The sequence below is a fragment of the Rhodoblastus acidophilus genome (genome assembly GCF_009720655.1).
GTDB lineage: Bacteria > Pseudomonadota > Alphaproteobacteria > Rhizobiales > Beijerinckiaceae > Rhodoblastus > Rhodoblastus acidophilus_A.
The window spans coordinates 1-20,759 of record NZ_WNKS01000025.1; the positions used below are offsets into that span (position 1 = coordinate 1).

General features: G+C 62.5%; 36 protein-coding genes. 10 read left to right on the forward strand and 26 right to left on the reverse strand.

The window, feature by feature from the left end; genetic code table 11:
* Window positions 1-126: 126 nt before the first annotated feature.
* The 24 genes from GJ654_RS18550 to GJ654_RS18660 all read right to left on the reverse strand — a co-directional run bounded on the left by GJ654_RS18550 (window position 127) and on the right by GJ654_RS18660 (window position 11,299).
* The gene (locus tag GJ654_RS18550; protein WP_155447669.1) at window positions 127-492 is read right to left on the reverse strand and encodes a hypothetical protein; all 366 of its coding nucleotides are present in this window, start codon (window positions 490-492) and stop codon (window positions 127-129) included.
* Window positions 489-1,319, reverse strand: coding sequence for a tyrosine-type recombinase/integrase (locus tag GJ654_RS18555; RefSeq protein WP_196305616.1), 831 nt, complete (start codon window positions 1,317-1,319; stop codon window positions 489-491). Before GJ654_RS18555 ends, GJ654_RS18550 begins: the two co-directional genes overlap by 4 nt.
* Before the next feature lie 164 nt (window positions 1,320-1,483).
* The gene (locus GJ654_RS20910) at window positions 1,484-1,822 is read right to left on the reverse strand and encodes a helix-turn-helix domain-containing protein (RefSeq protein WP_196305617.1); all 339 of its coding nucleotides are present in this window, start codon (window positions 1,820-1,822) and stop codon (window positions 1,484-1,486) included.
* A 10-nt stretch (window positions 1,823-1,832) separates the two neighbouring features.
* A complete protein-coding gene (locus GJ654_RS20915) occupies window positions 1,833-2,243 on the reverse strand; it encodes a hypothetical protein (protein WP_196305618.1) in 411 nt (136 codons plus the stop codon).
* Window positions 2,240-3,136: a hypothetical protein gene (locus GJ654_RS18565; protein WP_155447672.1), complete on the reverse strand. Its 897-nt coding sequence runs from the start codon at window positions 3,134-3,136 to the stop codon at window positions 2,240-2,242. The genes GJ654_RS20915 and GJ654_RS18565 overlap by 4 nt, the downstream gene beginning before the upstream one ends.
* The gene (locus GJ654_RS18570; protein ID WP_155447673.1) at window positions 3,133-3,306 is read right to left on the reverse strand and encodes a hypothetical protein; all 174 of its coding nucleotides are present in this window, start codon (window positions 3,304-3,306) and stop codon (window positions 3,133-3,135) included. The genes GJ654_RS18565 and GJ654_RS18570 overlap by 4 nt, the downstream gene beginning before the upstream one ends.
* Window positions 3,307-3,802: 496 nt before the next feature.
* A complete protein-coding gene (locus GJ654_RS18575) occupies window positions 3,803-4,165 on the reverse strand; it encodes a hypothetical protein (RefSeq protein WP_155447674.1) in 363 nt (120 codons plus the stop codon).
* 18 nt (window positions 4,166-4,183) lie between these two features.
* The gene (locus tag GJ654_RS18580) at window positions 4,184-4,390 is read right to left on the reverse strand and encodes a hypothetical protein (protein ID WP_155447675.1); all 207 of its coding nucleotides are present in this window, start codon (window positions 4,388-4,390) and stop codon (window positions 4,184-4,186) included.
* A gap of 330 nt (window positions 4,391-4,720) precedes the next feature.
* Window positions 4,721-4,939 carry a hypothetical protein gene (locus GJ654_RS18585; RefSeq protein WP_155447676.1) on the reverse strand — a complete coding sequence of 73 codons (219 nt, stop codon included), beginning with the start codon at window positions 4,937-4,939 and terminating at the stop codon, window positions 4,721-4,723.
* Entirely contained in the window at window positions 4,936-5,136 is a 201-nt protein-coding gene (locus GJ654_RS18590; protein ID WP_155447677.1) for a hypothetical protein, read from the reverse strand. The genes GJ654_RS18585 and GJ654_RS18590 overlap by 4 nt, the downstream gene beginning before the upstream one ends.
* The gene (locus GJ654_RS18595; RefSeq protein WP_155447678.1) at window positions 5,133-5,546 is read right to left on the reverse strand and encodes a hypothetical protein; all 414 of its coding nucleotides are present in this window, start codon (window positions 5,544-5,546) and stop codon (window positions 5,133-5,135) included. Before GJ654_RS18595 ends, GJ654_RS18590 begins: the two co-directional genes overlap by 4 nt.
* A 38-nt stretch (window positions 5,547-5,584) precedes the next feature.
* Window positions 5,585-5,791 (reverse strand): hypothetical protein, encoded by a 207-nt coding sequence (locus GJ654_RS18600; RefSeq protein ID WP_155447679.1) that lies wholly within the window; start codon window positions 5,789-5,791, stop codon window positions 5,585-5,587.
* A gap of 4 nt (window positions 5,792-5,795) precedes the next feature.
* A complete protein-coding gene (locus GJ654_RS18605; protein ID WP_155447680.1) occupies window positions 5,796-6,047 on the reverse strand; it encodes a hypothetical protein in 252 nt (83 codons plus the stop codon).
* Window positions 6,048-6,058: 11 nt separating this feature from the next.
* Entirely contained in the window at window positions 6,059-6,391 is a 333-nt protein-coding gene (locus GJ654_RS18610) for a hypothetical protein (protein WP_196305619.1), read from the reverse strand.
* Between the two features lie 20 nt (window positions 6,392-6,411).
* On the reverse strand, window positions 6,412-6,786 hold the full coding sequence (locus tag GJ654_RS18615; protein WP_155447681.1) for a hypothetical protein: 375 nt from the start codon (window positions 6,784-6,786) through the stop codon (window positions 6,412-6,414).
* A gap of 152 nt (window positions 6,787-6,938) precedes the next feature.
* On the reverse strand, window positions 6,939-7,256 hold the full coding sequence (locus tag GJ654_RS18620; protein WP_155447682.1) for a hypothetical protein: 318 nt from the start codon (window positions 7,254-7,256) through the stop codon (window positions 6,939-6,941).
* Window positions 7,253-7,471 (reverse strand): hypothetical protein, encoded by a 219-nt coding sequence (locus GJ654_RS18625; protein WP_155447683.1) that lies wholly within the window; start codon window positions 7,469-7,471, stop codon window positions 7,253-7,255. The genes GJ654_RS18620 and GJ654_RS18625 overlap by 4 nt, the downstream gene beginning before the upstream one ends.
* Window positions 7,471-7,896 (reverse strand): hypothetical protein, encoded by a 426-nt coding sequence (locus GJ654_RS18630; protein WP_155447684.1) that lies wholly within the window; start codon window positions 7,894-7,896, stop codon window positions 7,471-7,473. The genes GJ654_RS18625 and GJ654_RS18630 overlap by 1 nt, the downstream gene beginning before the upstream one ends.
* Before the next feature lie 5 nt (window positions 7,897-7,901).
* On the reverse strand, window positions 7,902-10,010 hold the full coding sequence (locus tag GJ654_RS18635) for a ParB/RepB/Spo0J family partition protein (RefSeq protein WP_155447685.1): 2,109 nt from the start codon (window positions 10,008-10,010) through the stop codon (window positions 7,902-7,904).
* Window position 10,011: 1 nt separating this feature from the next.
* Window positions 10,012-10,272: a hypothetical protein gene (locus tag GJ654_RS18640; RefSeq protein WP_155447686.1), complete on the reverse strand. Its 261-nt coding sequence runs from the start codon at window positions 10,270-10,272 to the stop codon at window positions 10,012-10,014.
* A 7-nt stretch (window positions 10,273-10,279) separates the two neighbouring features.
* Window positions 10,280-10,504, reverse strand: a complete 225-nt coding sequence (locus tag GJ654_RS18645) for a hypothetical protein (RefSeq protein WP_155447687.1) — start codon at window positions 10,502-10,504, stop codon at window positions 10,280-10,282.
* Complete coding sequence (locus tag GJ654_RS18650; protein ID WP_155447688.1) at window positions 10,504-10,761, reverse strand: hypothetical protein; 258 nt, start codon at window positions 10,759-10,761, stop codon at window positions 10,504-10,506. The genes GJ654_RS18645 and GJ654_RS18650 overlap by 1 nt, the downstream gene beginning before the upstream one ends.
* The gene (locus GJ654_RS18655; protein WP_155447689.1) at window positions 10,758-11,030 is read right to left on the reverse strand and encodes a hypothetical protein; all 273 of its coding nucleotides are present in this window, start codon (window positions 11,028-11,030) and stop codon (window positions 10,758-10,760) included. Before GJ654_RS18655 ends, GJ654_RS18650 begins: the two co-directional genes overlap by 4 nt.
* 53 nt (window positions 11,031-11,083) lie before the next feature.
* On the reverse strand, window positions 11,084-11,299 hold the full coding sequence (locus tag GJ654_RS18660) for a hypothetical protein (protein ID WP_155447690.1): 216 nt from the start codon (window positions 11,297-11,299) through the stop codon (window positions 11,084-11,086).
* On the opposite strand from GJ654_RS18660, the gene GJ654_RS18665 reads away from it, so the two are divergent.
* Window positions 11,298-11,702, forward strand: coding sequence for a hypothetical protein (locus GJ654_RS18665; protein ID WP_155447691.1), 405 nt, complete (start codon window positions 11,298-11,300; stop codon window positions 11,700-11,702). The genes GJ654_RS18660 and GJ654_RS18665 overlap by 2 nt on opposite strands.
* Here the strand turns inward: GJ654_RS18665 and GJ654_RS18670 are convergent, their stop codons facing one another.
* Both GJ654_RS18670 and GJ654_RS18675 read right to left on the reverse strand, forming a co-directional pair.
* Window positions 11,703-12,380 carry an XRE family transcriptional regulator gene (locus tag GJ654_RS18670; RefSeq protein WP_155447692.1) on the reverse strand — a complete coding sequence of 226 codons (678 nt, stop codon included), beginning with the start codon at window positions 12,378-12,380 and terminating at the stop codon, window positions 11,703-11,705.
* A gap of 348 nt (window positions 12,381-12,728) precedes the next feature.
* Window positions 12,729-12,995: a hypothetical protein gene (locus GJ654_RS18675; RefSeq protein WP_155447693.1), complete on the reverse strand. Its 267-nt coding sequence runs from the start codon at window positions 12,993-12,995 to the stop codon at window positions 12,729-12,731.
* Window positions 12,996-13,054: 59 nt separating this feature from the next.
* Between GJ654_RS18675 and GJ654_RS18680 the strand changes: the two genes are divergently transcribed.
* The 9 genes from GJ654_RS18680 (at window position 13,055) to GJ654_RS18720 (ending at window position 20,759) form a co-directional block, all read left to right on the forward strand.
* The gene (locus GJ654_RS18680; RefSeq protein ID WP_155447694.1) at window positions 13,055-13,465 is read left to right on the forward strand and encodes a hypothetical protein; all 411 of its coding nucleotides are present in this window, start codon (window positions 13,055-13,057) and stop codon (window positions 13,463-13,465) included.
* Window positions 13,466-13,811: 346 nt separating this feature from the next.
* The gene (locus GJ654_RS18685; protein ID WP_155447695.1) at window positions 13,812-14,234 is read left to right on the forward strand and encodes a hypothetical protein; all 423 of its coding nucleotides are present in this window, start codon (window positions 13,812-13,814) and stop codon (window positions 14,232-14,234) included.
* Between the two features lie 3 nt (window positions 14,235-14,237).
* Entirely contained in the window at window positions 14,238-14,843 is a 606-nt protein-coding gene (locus GJ654_RS18690; RefSeq protein WP_155447696.1) for a GcrA family cell cycle regulator, read from the forward strand.
* Entirely contained in the window at window positions 14,843-15,178 is a 336-nt protein-coding gene (locus tag GJ654_RS18695) for a hypothetical protein (protein WP_155447697.1), read from the forward strand. The genes GJ654_RS18690 and GJ654_RS18695 overlap by 1 nt, the downstream gene beginning before the upstream one ends.
* A gap of 164 nt (window positions 15,179-15,342) precedes the next feature.
* Window positions 15,343-15,612 carry a DUF1153 domain-containing protein gene (locus tag GJ654_RS18700; protein ID WP_155447698.1) on the forward strand — a complete coding sequence of 90 codons (270 nt, stop codon included), beginning with the start codon at window positions 15,343-15,345 and terminating at the stop codon, window positions 15,610-15,612.
* Complete coding sequence (locus tag GJ654_RS18705; protein ID WP_155447699.1) at window positions 15,612-15,842, forward strand: winged helix-turn-helix domain-containing protein; 231 nt, start codon at window positions 15,612-15,614, stop codon at window positions 15,840-15,842. The genes GJ654_RS18700 and GJ654_RS18705 overlap by 1 nt, the downstream gene beginning before the upstream one ends.
* A gap of 95 nt (window positions 15,843-15,937) precedes the next feature.
* A complete protein-coding gene (locus GJ654_RS18710; RefSeq protein WP_155447700.1) occupies window positions 15,938-18,631 on the forward strand; it encodes a phage/plasmid primase, P4 family in 2,694 nt (897 codons plus the stop codon).
* A gap of 122 nt (window positions 18,632-18,753) precedes the next feature.
* Window positions 18,754-19,542: a transcription termination/antitermination protein NusG gene (gene nusG, locus GJ654_RS18715; protein ID WP_196305620.1), complete on the forward strand. Its 789-nt coding sequence runs from the start codon at window positions 18,754-18,756 to the stop codon at window positions 19,540-19,542.
* Window positions 19,543-20,192: 650 nt separating this feature from the next.
* Window positions 20,193-20,759, forward strand: coding sequence for a hypothetical protein (locus GJ654_RS18720; RefSeq protein ID WP_155447702.1), 567 nt, complete (start codon window positions 20,193-20,195; stop codon window positions 20,757-20,759).

The window sequence follows — 20,759 nt, forward strand, 5'->3', positions numbered from 1 at the left end:
GCGAAAAAGCCTTTGAATATCAGGCTTTAAATGGTCGGAGTGGCGGGATTCGAACCCACGACCCCTAGTCCCCCAGAACCGGCGCTTAACGCTGGTTCTCTTTATTTGTCTGAGGCTTAACTTATTTTATTTTGCCGACGTGGGGAGTGATGTGGGGAGCTGTGGCGCTTTTTCTAGCGACACGGTGACGCTTTGACCGGGCTCAAGCGTCACAACAGAAGGAAGGGGTTTCCCGTTGATCGTCCATCCAGCGCCGTGGAAAAGCCAGGCGCCAGCGTCCTCCTCGCCCATTGTGACGGCAAACGGTAAGTCCCAAAGTGCAGAAAACACCGCGTCTGCGGCCTTATTGAGATTGAACGTTCCGTCGAGGGTCACGGATCCATCATCATTTTCTTCGTAAAGCTCGGGCGGCGATCCTTGGTACTCGGTAGCTTGTTTTTTTAGGCTGGCGAGGATTGCGGCGTGTATTATTTGTCTAAGAGTGTCTCTCATCTACTTTCCCTCTTCTTCCCGTCGTCCACCGTCCCGATATGCGGCGCGGCCGCATCGAGCGCGTCGCGCAGCTCGTCGTCCAAAACGTGGGCGTAGAACTTGGCCGTCGTCTCGATCCTGGCGTGGCCGAGCTGGCGCTGGGCCGCCTTCAGGCCTTTCACCCGGGTTATCGCTGAACCCATGGTGTGGCGGGCGTCGTGAAATCTGACCTTTAGCCCAAGGTGCGCGACCGCGCGGCGGAAGGCGCTTTTCAGGCCGCTGTAGCTCACCGGGTAGCTCTGGCCCAGGATCAGGCGCTCGTCGCGGCCGGTGAGGCCCTTCCCGCCCCTTCGGCGGCAGATGTACGTGAAGACGTGTTCGGGGTCCCTGCCCCGCTGCGTCGCGAGGATCGCCATGGCGGCGCGGCCGAGGATCACCTGGCGTTGTCCCCCGCCTTTCTGGGTGAGCGTCGCCGTCGCCTGCTCCATGTCGATCTGCGACCAGGTCATGAAACATTCCGCCAGTCTGAGGCCGGTGGCGAGGCTGAACAGCCAGATTTCGCGGTAGCCTTCGGGCATGGCCTCGGCGATCTGCTGCTGGTCGATGCGCTTGACCTCGGCGCCGATCGTCTCGCGCTCCTTCAGTCGATGCTTTGACCATGAGGGCTCGGTCGGAAATGGGAGTTTCCAGGATTCGCGGGCGTGGCCGAAGATTTTTCGCAGCGCGTCGATCGTGGTGCGGTTGACCGTGCCGTTCTGGACACGCGTCGATTTGTCGCGGCCCCAGGCTTTTTCGGCGCGGCGCTGCGCGACCCAGGCGGCAATGTCGGCGTCGTGAATCTCCGTCATCGCGCGATGCTCGCCGAAGTGGTCGGCTATGCGCTTGAGGTTATGCTTGACGGTTTCTGGCCCAGCTAAAAACTGGCCTTTTTCCAACCAATATCGAGCAATGCATGCGCCAAGGGTGAGGGCGCCCTGCCCTCGAAACGCTTTTTCAGCGGCTGCGTGGCGTTCTATTTCCCGCGCCGCTTCGCTTTTTCTGGCGCGTTCTTCGATTTCGGCTTCTCGGCGTCCCATTTTTCCCGTAGAGCCGCGAAATCGTAAACATTGAAGCCGGAATTCGTACCAGAAATAGGGGGAGTCCTTCCGTTTGAAGACGGACATGTTTTCCTCCGGCGCTCCGCCGCAAAAGCTGCGAGGTCGGCAGGGTCGAAGCGCATACGCCGCCTCTTGGCCTGCGGCCTGGCAAGGTCAATATAAGCAAGCTCTCCCGCGTCCACGCAAGCGCGCAAGCTGCGCTCGCACATGCGGAGATGGGAGGCGGCCTCCTGGAGGGAGAGGAGCTGGTTCATGCGGCCTCCATCACTCCCCGCCTTTCTGCGCGAGGGCGGCGCGCATGGCGTCAGGGTCTTTGAACGGTGGGCGCTCTGGGATGGGCTGCCAGAGCAACGCGCTTGGCTTATCCATCGGGACGCCGCGCTCATCGGTCGTGTCTTCGTGAACCCACCAATAACCAACGGTGTTGCCGCTCGGCTTCTGCCACCCCGAGGCGAACACGCGCTCAAGTGTCGGCGCAGGGAATTGTCTCCACTCGGGTGGCGCTCCCTGCACAGGCGCGACGCTGTGGCGAGCGATGAGGGCAGCAGCAGCTTCATCGAGCAAGTCAGCGCGCGGGGAAGACCCGCCGTCTGTGTAGCGGGCTCCGTAAGCGGCGCCTTTTAGACGCTTCACCAGCGCGGCCAGATCAGCTGCTGGTTTTTCACCATCGCTCATGACTTTCCTCCATGGCGCGCGATGATGGCGGAGAGTTGAGCTTCGTAGAAGTCATGGGCGCAGCCCAATTCAGCCCGCATGTAATCTTGCCACCATTCGACGTTTCCGCCTCCGTAATCGCTGAGTAGCCCCGCGTCATAGCTCGCCAGTCCCGCCAGATCGGCCAAAAGCGCTGGCTGAGCCGGTGAATTTTCCGCTGTCCTTACATGACCGTGCGACCGCCACCACCGATAAGCAGAGCTTCCATAGCTCAAGCCTTCGTCTGGCTTATCTGGCGCGCCCACGGTCACGCTCGCACTCGCGCCGGGGGGCGTGCCAGGTTGTTGCTTGGATTTGGCAGTGTCATCACCTCCTTTCGTGGGTTGCGCCTTGCGTTCAAGATTGGCGATGGTGTCCGAGCCGGTGCAGCGTGGGCAATGACGGCCATGGACGGTTCCAAAACCTCCGCAATGCAAGCAGGCGAAGACATTCTTCGTTTCCTCCTGCGCCTTGGCTTCAAACCGCCCCGGCGACACCTGTTCGATCACGGTCTTGCTGCGGAAATCCCAATCGTCAGTCTTGCCGCCCGGGGCTGTAGCAACGCACTCCCGCCTCGGCGATCCGTCGAGATTTTCCCCACGCTGGCGGGCCTGAGCGTCGCGGAGATAGCGGTCTGCGCGGCTGTCAGGTTGCGACTGCGCGCTCGCGGGGCGGGGGAAGTCGATGGCGTAGGCGCTCGCCCTGGCGCTCGGCTCCGTGGGGTTTCCCATGCCGGGCTGCGTCAGGGCGCGGAGGCGGGCGGCGGCTTGGCGCATGATGCTGTCAGCTTCGGCAATGTCATCCCATTCTTGTTCCATACCGCTCACGCGCGGGACGCCGCGTTCCAGTTTATCAATCAGTTCTTCGTCAATCATTGGTCTTTCTCTTCCAAGGCGGCGTCGATGAGCGCAACACAATCGCGCGCATCCCAATTGTCAGGCTCGGCAATATGTTCGGCCTTCACATGCACGCGCGCCTCTTGCAGAGCTGCGGAACTGGCCGGGCCTTTCGGCTCGACCAGCTTGGCGAAAAGCGGCAGGTTCATTGCGCTTCCAGCTTTCGCCTGTACGCCGCTTCGCGCTTTGCGTGCTCTTCATAGCTTTCGACTACCCCGCCATGAGTGCGCGCGTGCTCGCGCCACTCCGAATAAGCGTGGCGCCGTTCCTTGTGCGGAAGTGAGTACCAGCCGCATTCGCAACCAACTTCAAAGACCGGGAAGGCTCCAAGGCATTTATGGCCTGACGGGGCGGAGACAGAACGCGGGAGCAGAGGTAAGCCTTTCATCATTTTCATCTCCAATCGTATCTATGATTGAAGTCATAACGTATGTATGATATGCCGTCAATATCGTACATACGAAAAAAGGTGCTGCTTGACTCTAAATCGTACATACGGCAAGCCGCCCACTGTGGGCAGAAAGAAGCAATTCGAGACGAGGATCACGCTCCCCCTGTCCGAAGGGGTCACCGAGCGCATTGCCGCCGTTCTTGAGGCGGGCGAAGTCCGCCTGGACTTCATTCGCGAGGCGATAGACCGTGAACTCAAGCGACGCGAACGACTTGTCCGGCCTCCTTCGCCTGCCAAACCTCAAGGTCGAGAGGACATATGAGGAGCGCGAGGAAAACTAGACGACGACCGGCCTGCTTGTCCGTCATCGCCTTATCATCGTCGTTCGGAGCGTAACCCCGGCGATCAAGTCGCCGTGCTGTCTTGTAGGCATCCGCAAGAACGGCACGAAGTCCATGCGTTTTCGGGACTTTGCGGTTCAGAAACAGGAGACGTGGCGGCCAGCGTGGCGCAGGCTTCTTGTATCGCATCGCGCTCCAATTCAGCGGAGATGACGCGCTCGCGAAACTCCTTGAGTTCGGCTTCGGCGGCTTGTCGGGTTTGGCGTGCTGGTTCATGTGGCGTCATCTCTCTGTCTATGGTGCGGCCTCGGGTGGGATTAACCCGAACGCTTCAACGATGCTTCGCGCCCAGCTCCATTGCGTCGCATTGTCCATGTACGCGTAATCGTAATGGAGCGTGACGACCGGCTTCCCGTCGAGTGCGACGATGATCTGAGAGCCGACGCGTTCAATCGTTGGCGTCGGCTTGATCTGTCCTGCGATCTTGAGTGGCTCTTTCAACGCGCGCCATCCTTTCCTGCCGCCGCGTAGCCGCTGCCGGCCGGCGTTCCGTCTTCCGTCCAAAGGCCCCGTCCGAAGACAGCTAAGCCTTTTCGCGCCAGAGATCGGCAGGCACGACGGACTTGCTGGCGGTCCAGGCCTGTTTCCCGCGAGAGGAAGGTGAAGTTCCGAAAGCAATAATCGCCGTTCGCTCCTTGCAAGGCCGCAAGGACAGTCGTTTCGGTCGCATTCAGGTGCGGGACGGTCATCGCTTGCCGCCTTTCCGGTGGCCGCAGTCCTTGACGTGGTTTGACGCTTCGCGTGCTTTGGCGATCAGCGCATTGACGTCGTTCATGCCGCCTCCCGAACCAAAATGTTCTTGCGCGCCGCTGCGGCGCGGATTTTTGCGCCGTCGCTGGGGTGGCAGTGGATCGCGTCATAGCCGCGGGCGTGCTGGAGATCGGCGAAGGGGCCGCGCCAGACGATGGCGGGCGACGCGCTGCGCGCGGTCGCGACCACATAGCCGGGCGTGGCGTGCTCGCTCTCGTTGATGGTGAGGCGCGGGGTCATGTGTCCATCCGCTCCCCGCGCGCGTTCATCCACCTCCATGAGATAATGAACTCTTCAAGTTGGTGGATTCTCTCCAGGCTCAGGTCATCAATCCATGTGTCGCAGAGCATAGCGAACAGCCGGTGCAGCCGTTCGCCCGGTTTGCTGACGATCTGCGCATCGGCGTATTCCGGGGATATGTCGCAGCGATTGCTCATGCGGCGCCTCGCGTGAACTTGCCGGCCTCGGCGTCGAAGGTCCAAAGCTCGTCTGTCCATGTGTAGAAATGGAGGGTGTAGGAAAAATCGGAATCTAGATCTGCATTCTCGACCAATTCAGCGACGCTATCCGACATTGTCTCGGGATCATCCTCAACCATGACCTGTTCGGCGCCATTGGGCGCCGGAGGCTCACACTGCCATTTGCCGTTTTCCCCAAAAGTCAGTGTGGCTGTGGGATAGGTGTAGAGCCGCCCAAAGGGGACCCTCTCGCCGTTTTTTAGGGCAAGCGCTTCCGACGCTTCGTCGTCATCGCAAAATACGGGGACGAAATCGATCATGAAGGCGTCGCCCTTTCGGACGATCCAATCATCAGGCGTGGCGCGCGGCGGCGGGGTGGTTTCGTCCATGTAGATTTCCGGCACAACGCCGGCGTCGGTTCCCGTGGTCAAATCAGCCCCCTGTCTTTGGCCAGCCATTCGGGCAGGGTGACCGTCACCATGCCTATGCGCGGCTGATCTGGTTGAAAGGCGATCTGGCTCTTCGGGAGCCAGACGCTCTTGGTGTGCACGTCGCCGACGCGGATTGCGCCGGCGGTGGTCTGCTCCAAGAACAGGACCATTTCGATGGTCTCGGCGTCGGCGTGGTCGGTCATGGCGTCACGCCTCAGCCGCTTGCATCATCGCGTTGAGTTCCTCTTGCGCGTACTTCCGCCATTCGTCGCCGTGTTTGATCGCAAGACCAATGAATCGATGCAGGACGAAAGCCTGCTCGGCTTCACATTTTCTGGGAATATCATGGCCGGCGCGGCGGTATAAATGCGCGATAGGGCCGGTCTGAAAATTCATCAGCCTCAACACGTCGTCTAGCGGCGGCGTCAATTTCTCAGGCCAAGTGATGTCGGGAATCATAGCGCGGTCCCTCAAAAGTTCATGTCGTCGTCGTCGTCGGACTCGTTGGCCGGCTCGTGGGTGAGTTGGATGCGCGAGGGCGGCGCGTAGGGCTTGTTGAAGCGCAAAGCCGTCGCCTCATCCGCAAGAGCAAACGAGAAGATGGACGATCCGCCGTAGTAGACCGTCTCCCAGCCATTGGTCTCCGGATCGCCGTCTTTCGGGATATCGATGCGGAGGAGCTTGGCGCCGAAACGCTCCTCTTCACGCGTGCGTCCGGCGTGCTTGCGATGGCCGAAGATTTCGACAATCGCCCATTCCCATCCGTCGTTTTCCGGAGGCGCGGCTTCGGCCGTCTCTGTCATGTGCGAGCCTTTCGTTGAACTCACGCCGCGCGCGAGGGGATGAAGCGGGCGCCGACCCAGCGGGCCGCGCTCGACAGCAGGCGGAACACGCGGGCGAAGCGCATGCGGCGGTTGAACGGAGCTAGCGGCGTGGGGCGCGCGATCGTCAGCGCCTGGCTGCGCGGGAGCACGTTCGCGCCCTTGGCTTCGGCCCAGGCCGTGCGCATGGCGGCGGCGAAATCCACCGGCGTCGCGGCGATGTGCGCCGACAGCGGCTTGTTATGGATGATCATCGCGCCGACGATGCGGACGTCGAGGTCAAACGCTTTTCGCGCCGTTTGCTCGCGCGTCTGGCGCGCGATCTGGTGGGCGCGCTGCATGATTTTGCGCCGGTCGTAAACGTGGATCGTCTTCATAGTCTCCTCCTCTTCACTTCAGGGGTTCGTTCGGCTCATTCGTCCGGCTGGTCGAGCGGGTCGCGGTCGTCGGTCAGGGCCGCGCCGAACCAAGAGCCGAGGGCAAAACAGATCAGTCCAACAATGGCGTATGACATGGGCGACTCCCGGGGTTAGAACAGGCTCATCTGAGCGGGTTTGGGTTTGCTGGCCTTCTTCGTGGCGCGCGCCGCGATGGCCGGCGGCGCGACCATTTCAAAGGCGGGCCTGCGAGGATCGGGTTCGATCTCGGCGACGGGCTCGGGCTTCATCACCCGGGCTTGCAGCGTCAGGCTGCGGCCGCCAATGGACACCGGCTTTCCGTCCAGCCCGAACAGGTAGCAAATCGCGCCTGAGTGTCTGTCCTCGCACAGCACAAAGGTTTCGCTGCGCTCGATCACGCGCAGCGCGGTCTGGCCGGAGATTGGCGCCCAGGGGAGGTTTGGCGTCATGCCGCTTGCTCCGCCTGCCGGCGCGGGATCAGCACCAGGTCGATGAATTCAATTTCGTCGAAATAGGGCGCGGTGCGGACGTATTCCGCCGCCTCGTCCTGGTCGGCCACCAGGCGCGTCAGGCCGGGGCGGTTGGCGTCGGCCCGATAGGTGATCGTGACACGCCAGCGCGGAACCTGGATCGGGGATTCGGTTGGAACTGTGGGATGGTCCATCACGCCCTCCGCTCGATTTCGACACAGCGGCCGGTCAACTTTTCGTAGGCGGCGCACAGCAGGGCGTGCAGCTCCCTGGCGATCTCGGCGCGCCGCGTGGTGAAGGCGGTGCGCACAATCGGCGCGACATGGTTCGCGTCGACGAAGGACAGGTCTCTCAGCTCCTCCAACGCGCTGATCGCCTCCTCGATCAGGCCGGACGAAATGGCGATCTTGATGGCGTCGCGGACCGCTTCAAGGTCAAGCGACAGTTCGGTCAGCAGGCGCGCCGTCTCCTTCCGCACCTCGCCCGGGGCGGTCATCATCGCGGCGCTCTGTTCGGCGGCGAAATGGGTGGAAAGGTCGAGAATGCCGTCTTCCGAGCGGTCCACGGGGATGCGCTCCAGCCGGCCGGCGCGCATGGTGAAAAAGGCTTGCTGCTGCATGGCGATCACTCCGCGGCTTGGGTGACGGGACGGGGGATGGCGGGCAGGCCCAAACCGACATAGGCCATGCCGGCGCGGGTCTTGATCTTCTCGACGCCGAGCGCGGCGATCTCCTGGCCGAAGGCGGCGTTGGTGATCGGCGTCCAGCCGCGCGCCTTGGCGAAGGCGGCATAGGCCGCGTAGATTTCCTTGGCCGGGGTCGGCTGCTCGATGTCGTCGCCGCGCACGCATTGGGCGTCGACGAAAGTCGCGACCTCGACGCTGGCGGCGCGGCCGGGCTTTGCAACAGGCGCGGGGTGTTCTGCGTCCGCGTCAACCGGCAGATCGGAAAACTGCTCCGGCAGCCAGCCCTTGTCCTTGGCGAGCTGGGCGGCCTTCTCGACGATTGGCGCCTTCTTCAGTTTCTTCGCGGCGGCGACGTCCGAGGCTCCGAGGAATTCCTCGAACAGGTCGAACGCCACTTCGCGCGGGCACGCCTTGAAATAGGCCTCGTAATCCATGGCTTCGCGCAGGCGGGCGCGCACGTCGCTGAATTCCGCCGCGACCCGCAGCGTATGGCGGGTGTGTTTGAAATCCTCCGGCCGCGTGTTGATGTGCGCGCCGATCAAAGCAAAAGCGGCGACGGTGATATCGTTCAACGGCGCGTCCGCGACGATTTTCAGAGCGGCGCCAAAGTTCTCGCGCTTGATGCTCTTGAGCAGCTCGTTGCTCGGCTCTTGAAAACAATGCGCGGACTCGTGGCCGGAGATGCAAAGTCCGCCTTCGCGACCGCCATAGGAGCAGCCCAGCCGCGCCACCAGCAGCGCCAGGGCGAAATTGCCGCAGGCGGCGGCGACGCCGGCGAGCGCTTCGGTCGCCGCGCTGTTGACCACTTCGCCTGCGCCTTTGCTCGGCGGGGCTTCCACTTCGATCTTGGCGCGCTCCAGCGGCGCGGGCTGGTAGGCGTCGGATTGGGGAGCCGGCTCCCGGGGAGAGTCAGAAGCCGGCTCGGGCGCCGCCTGGGCGGGGAGAAGCATGGCGGCGCGGGTGACGGAGAGCATGCCGAGATCGTTGATCTCGACAGTGATGCCGAGGCTTTTGCGTTCGGTCTTGGAATAGGTGCGGGCGAAGGCTTTCTTTTCGATGGCGTCGACTTCGCGGACGCGGGCTTCCTCTTCCGGGTCGCCCTGGGCGCTTTCCTCTTCGATCTCCAAAAGGCGCGCGCGCTCCTTGTCGGTCAGGTCGAGCGCGCGCTGGTCGAAGCTGAATTTCGGCGCCTCGGGGTCGTCTTCGATGACGACAAACCCCCAGCCTTCCTCGGCCCTGATCATCTCGGCCTCGGCGCTGAGTTTTTCGCGCGCCACGCGACGCAGCAGCGCGCCGTCGGTGAGAAGTTTTTCCTCGTCGGTGTCGAACAGGGTTTCGCGGATGACGCCGCCGGCCTTGGCGTAGGCGTCGAGCCCGACATAGCGAGCCATGGGATCGGCGGCGCTGACTTTGTCCTTGCGGGCAAAGGCGCGGATTTGCCATGCGGGCGCGTTGATTTCGCCCTGATTAAACTGGCGCGTGAACAGCGCCTGTTGCTCAGCGGGGTCGCCGGCCTCGCAATAGGCTTCGGCTTGATCGCGGGTGATTTTTCCCACACGCCAGGCGGTGCGGATCGGCGTCGCCATGCGACCAAGCGCGAGGCGCTGCTTGACGTGGCGAAGGGTGAAAGCGAAATCCTTGGCGATGGCTTCGGTGGTCATGCCGGCTTCGTTGAGCCAGGCGAAGGCCTCGAATTCCTCCACCGGATGAAGCTGCTTTTGCAGGCTGGCGGCGATGGACAGTTCCGCCAGCTCGGCGGACGTGCCTTCGTAGATCTTGGCGGGGATTTCGTCCGCCTCGGGATCGAGCCGGCCTTGCTGCATGCGGAGCGCCTGCGCGTTCCAGCGCCGCAAGCCGTCGATGATCCAGTAGCCGGACAGGTCGTCGCCATGGACGGCGAGCGGCTTGATCTGACCGAGCGCGTCGATGGTGGCGGCGAGCGAGGCGAAATCGTCCCCCAGCGCGTCAGACTCGGCGCGGACGTTGCACGGCGACGCGCCGTTGATGCGGGTGAAGGCGATCTTCCGTTCGGCGATGAGTTGGACCATGTCAGTGGCTCCTCATCGCGCGCGCGGCAAGCATGGCGTCGGCGGCGGCGTAAGCTTCTTTTGCAAACAGCGAAGCAGGGCATGATATTTCACACGCCGCCAGAAGGCCTGTCAGCGCTTGCCCCGCGAACCAATCGCGCAGAGACATGCCACCGGTCGCCACCGTGTAGCCGTCGATCGTGTCGCCATGGCCGTCGCGCTGGCCTTCCACATATTCGAGGTTCGGGAACGCCGGGCCGCCATCGTCCATCTTGTTCGTCATCGTCGTCTCAATTCAGCTTGGAGTTTTCGGGGGCGAGGTAGGCGGCGAGGCTTTGCGCCAGGGCTTGCAGCCCTTCGGCGGCCTGCGTCAGATCCTCGGCGGCGACGCGGGCGATCTCGGGATTGTCCTGGATGCGGCCGTAAATGGCGCAGACCGCCGTGGTGGCCTCCAGATTGCGCGCAAAAATCTGGTTGAGAATGTCGCGGGGGATTTGCGTCATGCGATGGGACATCACGCCCCCTGTTCGGTCTGGAGGGATGGGTTGGCCGAGCGGGCCTCGAAGGCGGCCTCGATAAGCAACGCCAGCTTCATGCTTTCGTCGATGAGGTCCGTCATCGCGTCGGCGTAATCGGTGCACGCGGCCAGGGCGTGTTCGACATTGTCGGTTTGCAGCGCCGCGATGATTTGCAGGCGACGGCCGATCAGGGTGTTGATGCGGCGACCGAGCTCCACGGCGGACGGCGTGCAGGCGTCGATGAGATGGGTCATGCGGAGACTCCGACAGAAAGGAACATGGCGGAAGCGATGGCGGAAGCGATGGCGGCGGCGCTGTGCTCGTTGATCTGCGCCTCGGTCCAGCCGAGGGCGAGCAGCGCGTGCAGGTCGTAGTGACCGTGCTTGCGGCGAAGAGCGCAGAGGTCGGCGGACATGCGCGTGACGATGTATTCGGGATCGCGCATTTCCGGGCGCATGTGCAGCCAGACCGCGCCAAGGTGGTTGTGGATCGGCTTTTCGGTAGGGGTTGGGGTGTGCGGCATGACGGCTCCCATCGGCGCTCGGTGCGGCGATGGGAGGATCATATGTGCGGATTTTAGTCCGCGTCAAGAGGATGCGGATTATTTTCCGCATGACGCCGACGCACATGTGCTTTAGGCTCAGTTCGCGGCCTTCTGGGACGGAGCAGGCGATTGCGGGCGATATTTGTTGTTTTTGCGATTTTTCTTTGCACGGCGGCGTGCGGCGCTTTTGGCGGGTCCGCATCGGCGATCGTCGCGATGATGCGCCACAAGCTCTGCAGGTAGCCCATGCCCGACACCCCGACACCCGCAAAATACGATCGAAACGTTGCCGTGAGCCTGAAAACAGGAAAAGTTGTCCGGCGCGGATGGGCGATGGCGGCAGCAGCAATGACCATTGCTGCTTTTATTGGCGCGACGCTTATGATTGGCGGTCTAGCGCTTATGTTCGGCGCATGGACGCGGCTAGGCTTGATTGACCCGATGTTTTGGTTTGGGGCGTTTCTTGTTGTTGGTGGAGTGAGCCTGTTTGGTCGTCGCTGGCGTCAAGGAGCGTGGGTTGGTGACTGCCCTGCCTGCGGTTCTCCAGTGTTCATAGTAGGCAGACCGAAAGACGATGCGATTGGCGCAGACTGCAACGCATGCCGATCGCGTGTGATTTTGCGCGCAGGAAAATTCACGACGATTCGATAATCAAACATTGAAGAGCTCGTTTGTATTAAGCACTTTGTGGACAGACGTTACTTGCTGGACTGGATATTTGACTTCGGCGTCGTGTGCGATTTGTCGACATACTAACCACTTTTGATGTTTGGCGACAAACGTCTTAATGAATGCGCCCGATTCGTGGTGGGCGTTCACAATCTGGACGATGATGTCGTCGCCTGGGTTTAGTTGCTTGTAGGGATGAACAAAGCGCAATTCGCCATTCTTGTGGCGCGGCGACATGGAATCTCCTTGAACGAAAACCGCGTAAGCGCCTTCGACACCAATCAGGCCCGGCGGTCGCGCGACATAGCCTATAGGGGTCGAACACGACATCACAGCCCCGAGCGCTGAGCCTTTCGCGTCCCCAAGGATAGGAATCGGCGGCTCCGCAAGCGATCTTGTGACAGCTTCGCGCTCTGTGCTGCTGAAAGCGCGAGGTGTCGCCCCGCTTGCTATGGCCTGCAATTCATCCAGCGGCGCTCCGCTTGCCGTAGCCAGGCGCGCTAATGTGTCGGCTTTCGGAACGGCGTGCGGACGCTCAGCCATCTTTTGTAGATAGCCGCGCACCATTTTCGCTTCGAGGGATACCGCTTCGCGCGATTTGCCAAGCTTTTCTCTCGCCTGATCGATGCGCGCAACGATTGGGTTTGTCGCCGGCTTCATGGTTAGAATTATCGCAAATGAGGAATGGTTTTAGAACGCGGACTGCAGTCCTCGCTTGACATGCGGATTATAGTCCGCTCATATTGTCCGCATGAGCCACGTTGAAAGCCTTATTCGCGTCATTGACGTTTACGCCGCTGCCACCGGCTTAGCCGAGGCGACCGTGTCGACCAGATTTCTGGGCGCGGGGCGTCGCAGTCGCGAATTGCGGGCTGGCGGTGACATGGGTGCGCGCAAGTTGGCGAGCGTTCTTGCTTCATTTTCCGCGCAATGGCCCGAAGGCGCTCAATGGCCCGCCGACGTGCCGCGCCCCGCTCCCACCGATTCGGAGGCCGCCGCGTGAGCGCTTCACCCCTCGCCCGGTTTGCCGCCTTTGCGCGCTGCGTTCAGCAGGCTTTGTTCAAGTGCGGCCATCTTGACGTCGAAGGCGCGGCGGACCGCCTGCGCCTGTTCAGCATTCAAGCCTGGAAACCCGAAGGTGTCGCAGGCCGCGTGGATGTCGGCGGCGATTTTCATCGCGACAGTCTCGCCGCCCTCGGCGGCGACGCGGTCGAGGACTTGCAGCAGTCCTGCCAGGAGCAAATCCTTGGCCGTGTCATTTGCGTCAAAAGTCATGCCGACCTCCGGTTGCAATCCCTCGGCGCTTTCCAGCGCTATTTCGCGGAGCGGCGCTCATGATCCCCGAGCTCCCCGTGCGCACGCCGTTCGACCGCTCCGTTCACGCTAAGCATGTTGCGGTGTCCGGGCCCTATCTCGGCGCGAAATGGGGCGTCACCGTCGAGCCTGAGAACCATCCGACCCTGCGCGACGCGCTGTGGATTCGCCTCACGCATGAGCAGGTGCGGTTTCTGGTCGGAGCGTTTGTCGCCATGGACCCGTCGCTGCTCGATCGCGCAGTTCTCGCGGTGAAAGAGCGTGCATGGCAGGACGAAATTATCGTCGGGCACGATCAGGTGCTGCGGGCGCGCAAATCGAACGCGTCCCAATCGTCCAACGTCGAGGGAACGCCGAATTCGCGCGCCTCGACGGCGGAAAACGCCGACTTGCCCGCGAACAATTGCCACAAGGCGGAGGGGGCGTCGTGAGCCTTCGCCAGTCGCTCGTTTCCGAACATCAGGACATAGCCGTCCGTCTCCGGCAGCAGTCGGAACACGCCGCGCTTGGTCTCGAACATATAGGCTTTCAACATTCTGTTCTCCCGGTGGTTTCTTGCGGTCTTGGTCGTCGCGCAAGTGGGCTGGGGGAAGGCGCGGGATCTCCGGTTCTTCTCGCCCGCGCCGTCGGCGGATCGCTCGTCACCTGCACTGGGGCGATCCGCCGCTTCCTTTTGACCACGAGACGCGCCTGCTTTGCCCGGCCGCGCGTCTCATCTCCTTCACGCATCGCCCTCCCCGTTGTCAGCGATCACAGGATCACACGGGGAGCGGCGCGATGCATCCAGCCCACATGGATAAAACATCCCAAAATCTGGATAAAACATCCATGAATTTGGCATTCCCCCACAACCCGGACGATCGCGCCCGCGTCTCCCTACTGCTGCTGGAGGCGATTGCGCGGGTGTTATCGGGCAAGGGCGCGGAAAAGGCCCGCCAAATCGTCGCCGACGCGATCGGCGTGGCTGGCGGCACAGCGGAAAATATTCGTCGGGAGCGCCACAAAGGCGTCCGTGTCGCGATTGCGAGGAAGATCGACCGTGCGCTGCTGCGACAGATTTCGAGAATTCAGGCGGAGCTGGTGGCGGCTGATGAAAGCGGGGTGGACGCTGGTTCGCCTGACGCGCTGGCGTCCGCCCGCCTCCTGGTCGAGGCGCAAGCTGCGCGGGCGCAAATAGCGCGCGACACACGGGGAGTCTGAGGCATGGCGGGAGCGTTCGGCAATGCGAAAACGCGAGAGGACCATCCGTCCTATCGCATCTTGACGGAGGCGATCGCGAAAGGACTGAGCGCCGCGCAGGTTGCGGTGACGACCGATCTCGGCTCGCGCAATGCGGTGCTGGGGCTGGCGTGGCGGCTGGGGCTGCGGTTCAAGGGCGCGCGGGGCGGCGACACGCGATCGAACGCGTCGGAGAAAAAAAGGAATGAGGCGGCGTCGCGACTTCCGCCGCCTCCCAAAGCGGACGCGCGCGCGCCTTCAGCGCTTCCGCAGGTTGCCGGGACGGAGGGCGCACAGTCTGCTCGCTCGCCCTCCGCCCCGGCGATTGATCTGGCGGTCGGCGAGGTCGCACTTCCCGAGAGTGGGCGCGTGCAGATCGCGCATCTCACCGAACGCATGTGCAAATGGCCGATCGGTCATCCGGGCGCCGAGGATTTTCATTTTTGCGGCGCCGGCAAGCCGATCGATGGCGGCCCTTATTGCGCGCACCACATGGGGCTCGCTTATGAGTCGCGGGAAACGCGGCAGCGGCGCGACAATTGGCACATGCGCGGCGTCGTGCGGTTTTCCGAACTGCGGGCGCCGGCGTGATGTCCGAGCTTCCCGCGCGCCGGCCGGCGCTGACTTTTGAGTTTTTCGCCGATCCGGCGACCTCGTCGCATCCCGCCGTCGCGACGGTGGGGTTTCTGGCTGATGGCCGACCCGGCGAGATTTTCATCAATGCGGTGAAGCGCGACCAGTTCATGGATCATTTGATCCGCGACACTGGCGTGCTGCTGTCCTACGCACTGCAATTGGGCTGCGATTTCGACCGGCTGCGCGCCGGCGTCACCCGCGACGCCTGCGGCAAGGCCCAGGGGATCGCCGGGGCCGCGCTCGATGCGCTTGCCGGAATGCTGGAGTCGGGCGATGGCGCGGCGGCCTGATCCGAAAGCCGAGGCGGAGGCGCGCGCCAAGGGGTTGCGCGACTGGTTCGCGGAATACGACCGGCGGCGCTGCGCTTGCGGGGCGAAGTTTCCGCCGTTTGGAATCGGCAAGAGCTATTTTTGCGGGCGGTGTTGGCCGTCCGCGTCGTCTGGAGGTCAGGGCCATGTGGATCGATCTGCGGGGTAATCCGGTCAAGGATCGCTGTTCTGACGGCGTGCTGAAACTGTTCGCGCAGATCGGGCGGTTCACGCCCGCGCGCAAAATGGCGCTGGTGGCGGCGGTGAAGAACGGCCACGCGACGCTTGGCGACGTGCTGAAGTTCTATCGCATTTCCGAAGACGAATGGCTGGCCTGGTCGCGCGACGCGAACGGAGGCCGCGATTGCATGCGGGTGTCGCGGCGCAGCCCGTTGGCGCTTGACCGGGTGGCGTGATGAGTGACGCTGGCGCAGTGACGGCCGACCCGCGCGAGATAGACCTAGCCAACCGACGCGCTGTGCTTGAACTGCTGCTGAAATTCCCCGGCATCACCAATCGCGAGATAGGCCTGCGCCTCAGTTTGAGCGAGATGGCCGTTGGACGCCACGTCGGGAAGATTAGGGGTGAATGGATGACCAATGCGCAGAAAGGCGTGGCGCGGCCGAAGCGCCGGAAGGTGGCGTGATGAGCTTCTCGCCGCAGGTCGAGTCCTGGATCTGACTTTTTGTTCGCGTGCGTTTTCCCACCAACCAAGAAGAAGAGCATTGAGAGCGCGGCAAAATGAGCGAGCCAGCACGGACATTTTCGCCTCTGGAGGCCGCACTCGATTATGCCGCGCGCGGATGGGCGGTTTTCCCTTGCTCGCCTTCGCCCGACAAGGGCGTCGGGAAAATGCCGCTCACGCCCAAAGAGTCCGTACCCGGAGCTAAGGATGGCGGCTTCTACCTCGCGACCTGCGACGCTGAGCAAATTCGCGCCTGGTGGCGACAGTGGCCGCGCGCGCTGATCGGCGTGCGCACCGATGCGCGCGCCGGCTTCGTTGTCGATCTCGATCCGCGCGACGTTTCGGCCGAAGACATGCTGGCGGCGCTGGAGGAATTTTGCGGCGGCTTTCCTGAGGGCATGGCGATCAGCCGAACGCAATCGGGCGGACTGCATTTGTGGTTTCGTTCTCCCGTCGATATCGAGATGCGCAATCGCGCCAACCTGTTCAAGAAATGCGATGACGCGCCCGAGGCGATCCGTGCGCATGTCGACGTGCGCGGTCCTTATGGCTATGTGATCGCGCCTCCCTCGGTCATGCTCAATGGGCGCAGTTATGAATGGCTGACGCCGCCATCGGGTCTGCTGCCCGAAGCGCCAGCGCGGCTCGTCGATCTGATAATGGAACGTGGGGAGTTCGAGCAGAGGCTAGCTCCTCGAGTCGATGTGGCCAAGAGGGCGTCCGCAGAGGCTTCCGCCGTCGATGACGCGCGGCGCAAATACGCGCTTGCGGCGCTTGACGCCGAATGCCGCATCCTGTCCAGCACGCCCCCAGGCGAACGCAGCGACACCGCCAACATTTGCGCGATCAAGATTGGCCATTTGGTCGGCGCTGGCATTTTGTCGCGCTCGGTGGCGCTGGCGGCGCTCGTTGACGCGTGCATGGCGTGGGGCATCAAGGGCAACGATAAGGCGGTGCGGCCTGGCGGGACCATCGAACGCGGCCTGAAATTCGGCGAATCCGAACCCGCCGACCTTTCGCAGATCGGGACGCGCGCGCGGGAGCGTTCGAATGTTGTGCCATTCGCCGCACGAGCTGCGCCTCCCGATGACGGGTACATCCCGCCAGGCGAACCCATCGCCCCGCGCTCCTCTGAACCCGGACCCTTTGTTGGCGCGCCTGAAGAACCCTCCCAAACGGGAGGCGACGACGGCGGGCCTGCCCAGGGGGGTGGGGGAAGCGGCGTCGTCTCTGACGACAGCTCACTTGATCGCCGCTGCGCCTTTCTGCCGATGACCGATCTTGGCAATGCGGAGCGTTTTTTCGCGCGCCATGACGGGAAGGTTTTGTGGTGCGAAAAGCTGGGCTGGCTGATCTGGGACGGGCGGCGTTTTGCGCGGGATGGCGCCAATGACGCCGTGATGTCGGCCGTGCAAGCGACGGTGCGTGCGATCCAGAATGAAGCCAAGGCCATTCGCGGCACTGACGACGATTATGAGATTGTCGATGATCGCGGGAAAGTTACGCTGTTTTCTGCCAAGGTCTCGAAGTGGGGTCGCGCCTCGGAAAGCAACAACCGGATATCCGCGATCGGAAAATTGGCTGCGGCGAAATTCGCCGTTGGCCCTGAGGAGCTCGACCGCGACCATTATGCGATCAATGTGCTTAATGGGACGCTGCGCGTCAGCAAGGATTTCGAGGGTTATGTGCGCCTCGATCCTCACGCCCCGAAAGACCGGATCACCAAACTAGCGCGCGTGAATTATAATCCAGATGCGGAAGCGCCGAACTATCGCGCTTTCCTGGATCAAGTGCAGCCGCCGGAGGCGGACGGTTCCCGCCCGGCGCAACGTTTCCTCGCACAATGGGCTGGCCTTGGCCTGACCGGCGACACGTCGGAACAGCGGCTGACCTTCCACTATGGCAAGGGGCGGAACGGCAAGGGTGTTTGGACCAAGTGCCTGCTGCATATCGGCGGCGACTACGCCGACACCATCCCCATCGAAAGCTTTCTCGATTCCGGCCGCGCGCGAGCTGGCGGCCAGGCTACGCCTGATCTCGCCAAGCTGCCGGGCGTGCGGCTGCTGACGACATCTGAGCCCAAAAAGGGCGCGACGCTCGATGAGGGGCTGGTCAAACTTTTTACCGGTGAAGATAGGATCGACGCGCGCCACCTCAACAAGGAATTCTTCTCGTTTCGCCCGCAGGCCAAGCTGACCATGCAGGGGAACTACCGGCCAAAAATCAGCGGCACGGATGAGGGCATTTGGCAACGTATGATCCTCGTGCCCTGGCCGATCACAATCGCGCCGGCCAAGCAGGACAGAGGTCTCGACAAGAAGCTCTATCAGGAGGCCTCGGGCATCTTCAATTGGTGCCTCGACGGGCTGCGCGATTGGCTCGATCACGGCCTGCTGCTGCCGGAAACGGTGAAGTCCGCGACGGCGGATTACAGGGCGGACAGTGACCCGCTTGGGCGCTTCCTGGAGGTCTGCACAAAGCCCGATCTCGGCAAGCGCGTCCAGGCGGTGGAAATGCATCGGCTGTTCTGCGCCTGGGCGAAAGCCAACGGCGAGGCTGAGTGGACGATGAAGGGGTTGGGCATGGCCCTCACCGAACGCGGCATTCCGAAAAAGAAGGCGTCTGAAATCTGGTGGCTTGATTTGTCGCTGACCAAGGGCGTCAGCGACTTCGTCAATGAGCATGGGCGCGCCTGGACGAACGAAGAACGCGAGCGCGGATTTGGCGATGATGAGGAGCGTGATCCGTGATGCAATCCTCCCATCCTCCCGTTTTTTGTCAAATCCTCCCGCTCGTAAGCTGCTGTAAAAGCTGGCTTTGGGAGGATTTGGGAGGATAGGGAGGTTTTCGCGGGCTTCGGCCTCATATGTGTGTGCGCGCGCTCGCGCAGGAAAAAATAGAATTTCATATGCAAAAACCCTCCCTATCCTCCCAAATCCTCCCAAATGGTTTTTATTCAAAGACTTATGGACGGGAGGTTTTTGAGAATTCCGGGAGGGACGGGAGGATGGCCGTTTTTGCGTGTTCTGCGAGGGGTGAGGGGATGATGGATCGGCAATTTTGGGGCGTGGCGGCGGTGAAGCAAGGCGTGAAAGCGCTGGGCGAACGGCGGGAATTTGCCTTTGGGGCGCGGATGCTGCCGGAGCCGGCGTGCAATGCGGCGGCGCGCGAGGCGCTCGAAGCTGCGGGATTTGATGTGTTCGCGCCGTCGATCGTCGAACAGCGGTGGCGGACCTCGCGCGCGGGCAAGCAGGAGAAGGCCAAGGCGGCCGCGTTTCCTTTGTTCCCGGGCTATCTTTTTTTCGGCTGGAACGATTTTGACCAATGGAGCGCCGCGCCGCATGTGCGTGGCGTGGTCGATGTGCTGCGCGATGGCGATCGGTTTTCGCCGCCGGCGTTGATCCCGCGCTGGAAGATGATCATGCTGATGGCGGCGGGCGCGATGATTGACGCCGCCGCGCTCGTCAAGGCTGAGCCAGGGCTCGATGTCGGCGCTGGCGTCGAGATCAAATCCGGGCCGTTTGCCGGAATGATGGCGCACATCACAAACTTCGACGGCAAGAAACGCATGCGCGCGTTCCTGGATTTGGACGCTCTGGGCGGGCGTCAGCAGTTCGAATTGAAAGTGGATGTGTCTGAACTGACGCGTATGACGGCTTGACGAATCAAATCAAATCACGGCTGTTTATGCGCCAGTCGCGTGCGGACCGGCCAACGAACCGGTCCAGATCGCGGGTATGCGGCCCAAGGCCGCCCCAGGCAGCGTGAGACACTGGCCCGTCGAGGGCAAAAAGAGCGCCAGACAGCGCCGACGTCCTCGAAAGCAAACCGGATGATATCCGGTCCGAGTGCGCAAGCGCGGCAAGAAAATCCTCTCTTCAACGGCGTGTATCGATGCTGATCCGTATCGGTCTGATCCTGCTTCTGGTCAGCATGGCGCTGTCGGGCCGCGCCTTGGTGTCCGAACGCCGCTGCGGCGGGTCGCGCGTATGCCGGCGATAGACGCCGCCGACGCGCTGGCGTTGGCGCTGTGGCTGGCGTCATGGGGTATGGCTGCGGCGTGGGTGACAAGCCCGTGGTGGCTGCTCTGGGGCATTGGTCGCCGCGCGTGACCGCAGCCCCTCCCTCCGCCGCGCGGTCGCCCTACCCCGTGAAACATCCCCGTTTCACGGGTCCTTCCGCCGCTTAAAATCGCACGCGGCAGGAAAATGGCCCGGCGTGTTTCCAGTTAGGCAATGGAAAAATCAGGGCTAATAGGGGCTAACGGTGCTAACGGCTGCTACTAACACGCCTAACACTCCTCGCGCTGTGATGTGGTCTATCGCTCAGATCGCGGCGCGTGACGGCGTTTCGAAGCCCACCGTTTCAATTCGGGTCAAGCGGTTCGTAGAGCAGCACGATTTGGCTGTTGAGCGCGACGCGCGGGGCAATGTGGTGGCTGTGAACGTCGCCCAGTATGATGCGCTGCGCGGTCGGTTCGATGATCCATCGAAGGCGCAACAGCCAAAGCCGCAGGAGCGCACAGAGCTTCCCAAGGACGGAGAGTCCTATGACGAGGCGCTGCGGCAGAAGACTTGGCTGGAGACCGAGCGGCGCCGGATTGATCTGGAAACGATCAAGGGCAAGCTCGTCGACACTCAGGCGGTAGCCGAAGGGTATGACCGCGCGGCGACCGTGATTCTGGACGTGCTGGGGCGGTTGGAAGAGCAAGCCGACGATCTGGCGGCGATTGTCGCCAAGGATGGCGTGCGAGGCCTCGCGCCGGTTCTGAAGAGGGTGGCGGCGGAATTCTCCGCTGAAATGGTGCGCGCCTTGAAGACCGAAGCCAACAATCTGCGCGCGTCCATTGTCGAGGACGCGCCCTCCAAGACGCAATAA

Excerpts from the sequence above, each read along its gene's own strand:
- GJ654_RS18630 (WP_155447684.1), bottom strand. The coding sequence starts at position 7,896 with ATGCAGCAGCAAGCCTTTTTCACCATGCGCGCCGGCCGGCTGGAGCGC.
- GJ654_RS18675 (WP_155447693.1), bottom strand. The coding sequence starts at position 12,995 with ATGACTTTTGACGCAAATGACACGGCCAAGGATTTGCTCCTGGCAGGA.
- GJ654_RS18700 (WP_155447698.1), top strand. The coding sequence starts at position 15,343 with ATGTGGATCGATCTGCGGGGTAATCCGGTCAAGGATCGCTGTTCTGAC.
- GJ654_RS18710 (WP_155447700.1), top strand. The coding sequence starts at position 15,938 with ATGAGCGAGCCAGCACGGACATTTTCGCCTCTGGAGGCCGCACTCGAT.
- GJ654_RS18585 (WP_155447676.1), bottom strand. The coding sequence starts at position 4,939 with ATGACCCCGCGCCTCACCATCAACGAGAGCGAGCACGCCACGCCCGGC.
- GJ654_RS18650 (WP_155447688.1), bottom strand. The coding sequence starts at position 10,761 with ATGACCCATCTCATCGACGCCTGCACGCCGTCCGCCGTGGAGCTCGGT.
- GJ654_RS20915 (WP_196305618.1), bottom strand. The coding sequence starts at position 2,243 with ATGAGCGATGGTGAAAAACCAGCAGCTGATCTGGCCGCGCTGGTGAAG.
- GJ654_RS18670 (WP_155447692.1), bottom strand. The coding sequence starts at position 12,380 with ATGAAGCCGGCGACAAACCCAATCGTTGCGCGCATCGATCAGGCGAGA.
- GJ654_RS18695 (WP_155447697.1), top strand. The coding sequence starts at position 14,843 with ATGTCCGAGCTTCCCGCGCGCCGGCCGGCGCTGACTTTTGAGTTTTTC.
- GJ654_RS18635 (WP_155447685.1), bottom strand. The coding sequence starts at position 10,010 with ATGGTCCAACTCATCGCCGAACGGAAGATCGCCTTCACCCGCATCAAC.
- GJ654_RS18685 (WP_155447695.1), top strand. The coding sequence starts at position 13,812 with ATGCATCCAGCCCACATGGATAAAACATCCCAAAATCTGGATAAAACA.
- GJ654_RS18620 (WP_155447682.1), bottom strand. The coding sequence starts at position 7,256 with ATGACGCCAAACCTCCCCTGGGCGCCAATCTCCGGCCAGACCGCGCTG.
- GJ654_RS18660 (WP_155447690.1), bottom strand. The coding sequence starts at position 11,299 with ATGGGCTACCTGCAGAGCTTGTGGCGCATCATCGCGACGATCGCCGAT.
- GJ654_RS18720 (WP_155447702.1), top strand. The coding sequence starts at position 20,193 with ATGTGGTCTATCGCTCAGATCGCGGCGCGTGACGGCGTTTCGAAGCCC.
- GJ654_RS18665 (WP_155447691.1), top strand. The coding sequence starts at position 11,298 with ATGCCCGACACCCCGACACCCGCAAAATACGATCGAAACGTTGCCGTG.
- GJ654_RS18570 (WP_155447673.1), bottom strand. The coding sequence starts at position 3,306 with ATGAACCTGCCGCTTTTCGCCAAGCTGGTCGAGCCGAAAGGCCCGGCC.
- GJ654_RS18595 (WP_155447678.1), bottom strand. The coding sequence starts at position 5,546 with ATGGACGAAACCACCCCGCCGCCGCGCGCCACGCCTGATGATTGGATC.
- GJ654_RS18605 (WP_155447680.1), bottom strand. The coding sequence starts at position 6,047 with ATGATTCCCGACATCACTTGGCCTGAGAAATTGACGCCGCCGCTAGAC.
- GJ654_RS18610 (WP_196305619.1), bottom strand. The coding sequence starts at position 6,391 with ATGACAGAGACGGCCGAAGCCGCGCCTCCGGAAAACGACGGATGGGAA.
- GJ654_RS18600 (WP_155447679.1), bottom strand. The coding sequence starts at position 5,791 with ATGACCGACCACGCCGACGCCGAGACCATCGAAATGGTCCTGTTCTTG.
- GJ654_RS18690 (WP_155447696.1), top strand. The coding sequence starts at position 14,238 with ATGGCGGGAGCGTTCGGCAATGCGAAAACGCGAGAGGACCATCCGTCC.
- GJ654_RS18680 (WP_155447694.1), top strand. The coding sequence starts at position 13,055 with ATGATCCCCGAGCTCCCCGTGCGCACGCCGTTCGACCGCTCCGTTCAC.
- GJ654_RS18655 (WP_155447689.1), bottom strand. The coding sequence starts at position 11,030 with ATGCCGCACACCCCAACCCCTACCGAAAAGCCGATCCACAACCACCTT.
- GJ654_RS20910 (WP_196305617.1), bottom strand. The coding sequence starts at position 1,822 with ATGAACCAGCTCCTCTCCCTCCAGGAGGCCGCCTCCCATCTCCGCATG.
- GJ654_RS18555 (WP_196305616.1), bottom strand. The coding sequence starts at position 1,319 with ATGACGGAGATTCACGACGCCGACATTGCCGCCTGGGTCGCGCAGCGC.
- GJ654_RS18645 (WP_155447687.1), bottom strand. The coding sequence starts at position 10,504 with ATGTCCCATCGCATGACGCAAATCCCCCGCGACATTCTCAACCAGATT.
- GJ654_RS18625 (WP_155447683.1), bottom strand. The coding sequence starts at position 7,471 with ATGGACCATCCCACAGTTCCAACCGAATCCCCGATCCAGGTTCCGCGC.
- GJ654_RS18615 (WP_155447681.1), bottom strand. The coding sequence starts at position 6,786 with ATGAAGACGATCCACGTTTACGACCGGCGCAAAATCATGCAGCGCGCC.
- GJ654_RS18640 (WP_155447686.1), bottom strand. The coding sequence starts at position 10,272 with ATGACGAACAAGATGGACGATGGCGGCCCGGCGTTCCCGAACCTCGAA.
- GJ654_RS18575 (WP_155447674.1), bottom strand. The coding sequence starts at position 4,165 with ATGAACCAGCACGCCAAACCCGACAAGCCGCCGAAGCCGAACTCAAGG.
- GJ654_RS18590 (WP_155447677.1), bottom strand. The coding sequence starts at position 5,136 with ATGAGCAATCGCTGCGACATATCCCCGGAATACGCCGATGCGCAGATC.
- GJ654_RS18705 (WP_155447699.1), top strand. The coding sequence starts at position 15,612 with ATGAGTGACGCTGGCGCAGTGACGGCCGACCCGCGCGAGATAGACCTA.
- GJ654_RS18565 (WP_155447672.1), bottom strand. The coding sequence starts at position 3,136 with ATGATTGACGAAGAACTGATTGATAAACTGGAACGCGGCGTCCCGCGC.
- GJ654_RS18550 (WP_155447669.1), bottom strand. The coding sequence starts at position 492 with ATGAGAGACACTCTTAGACAAATAATACACGCCGCAATCCTCGCCAGC.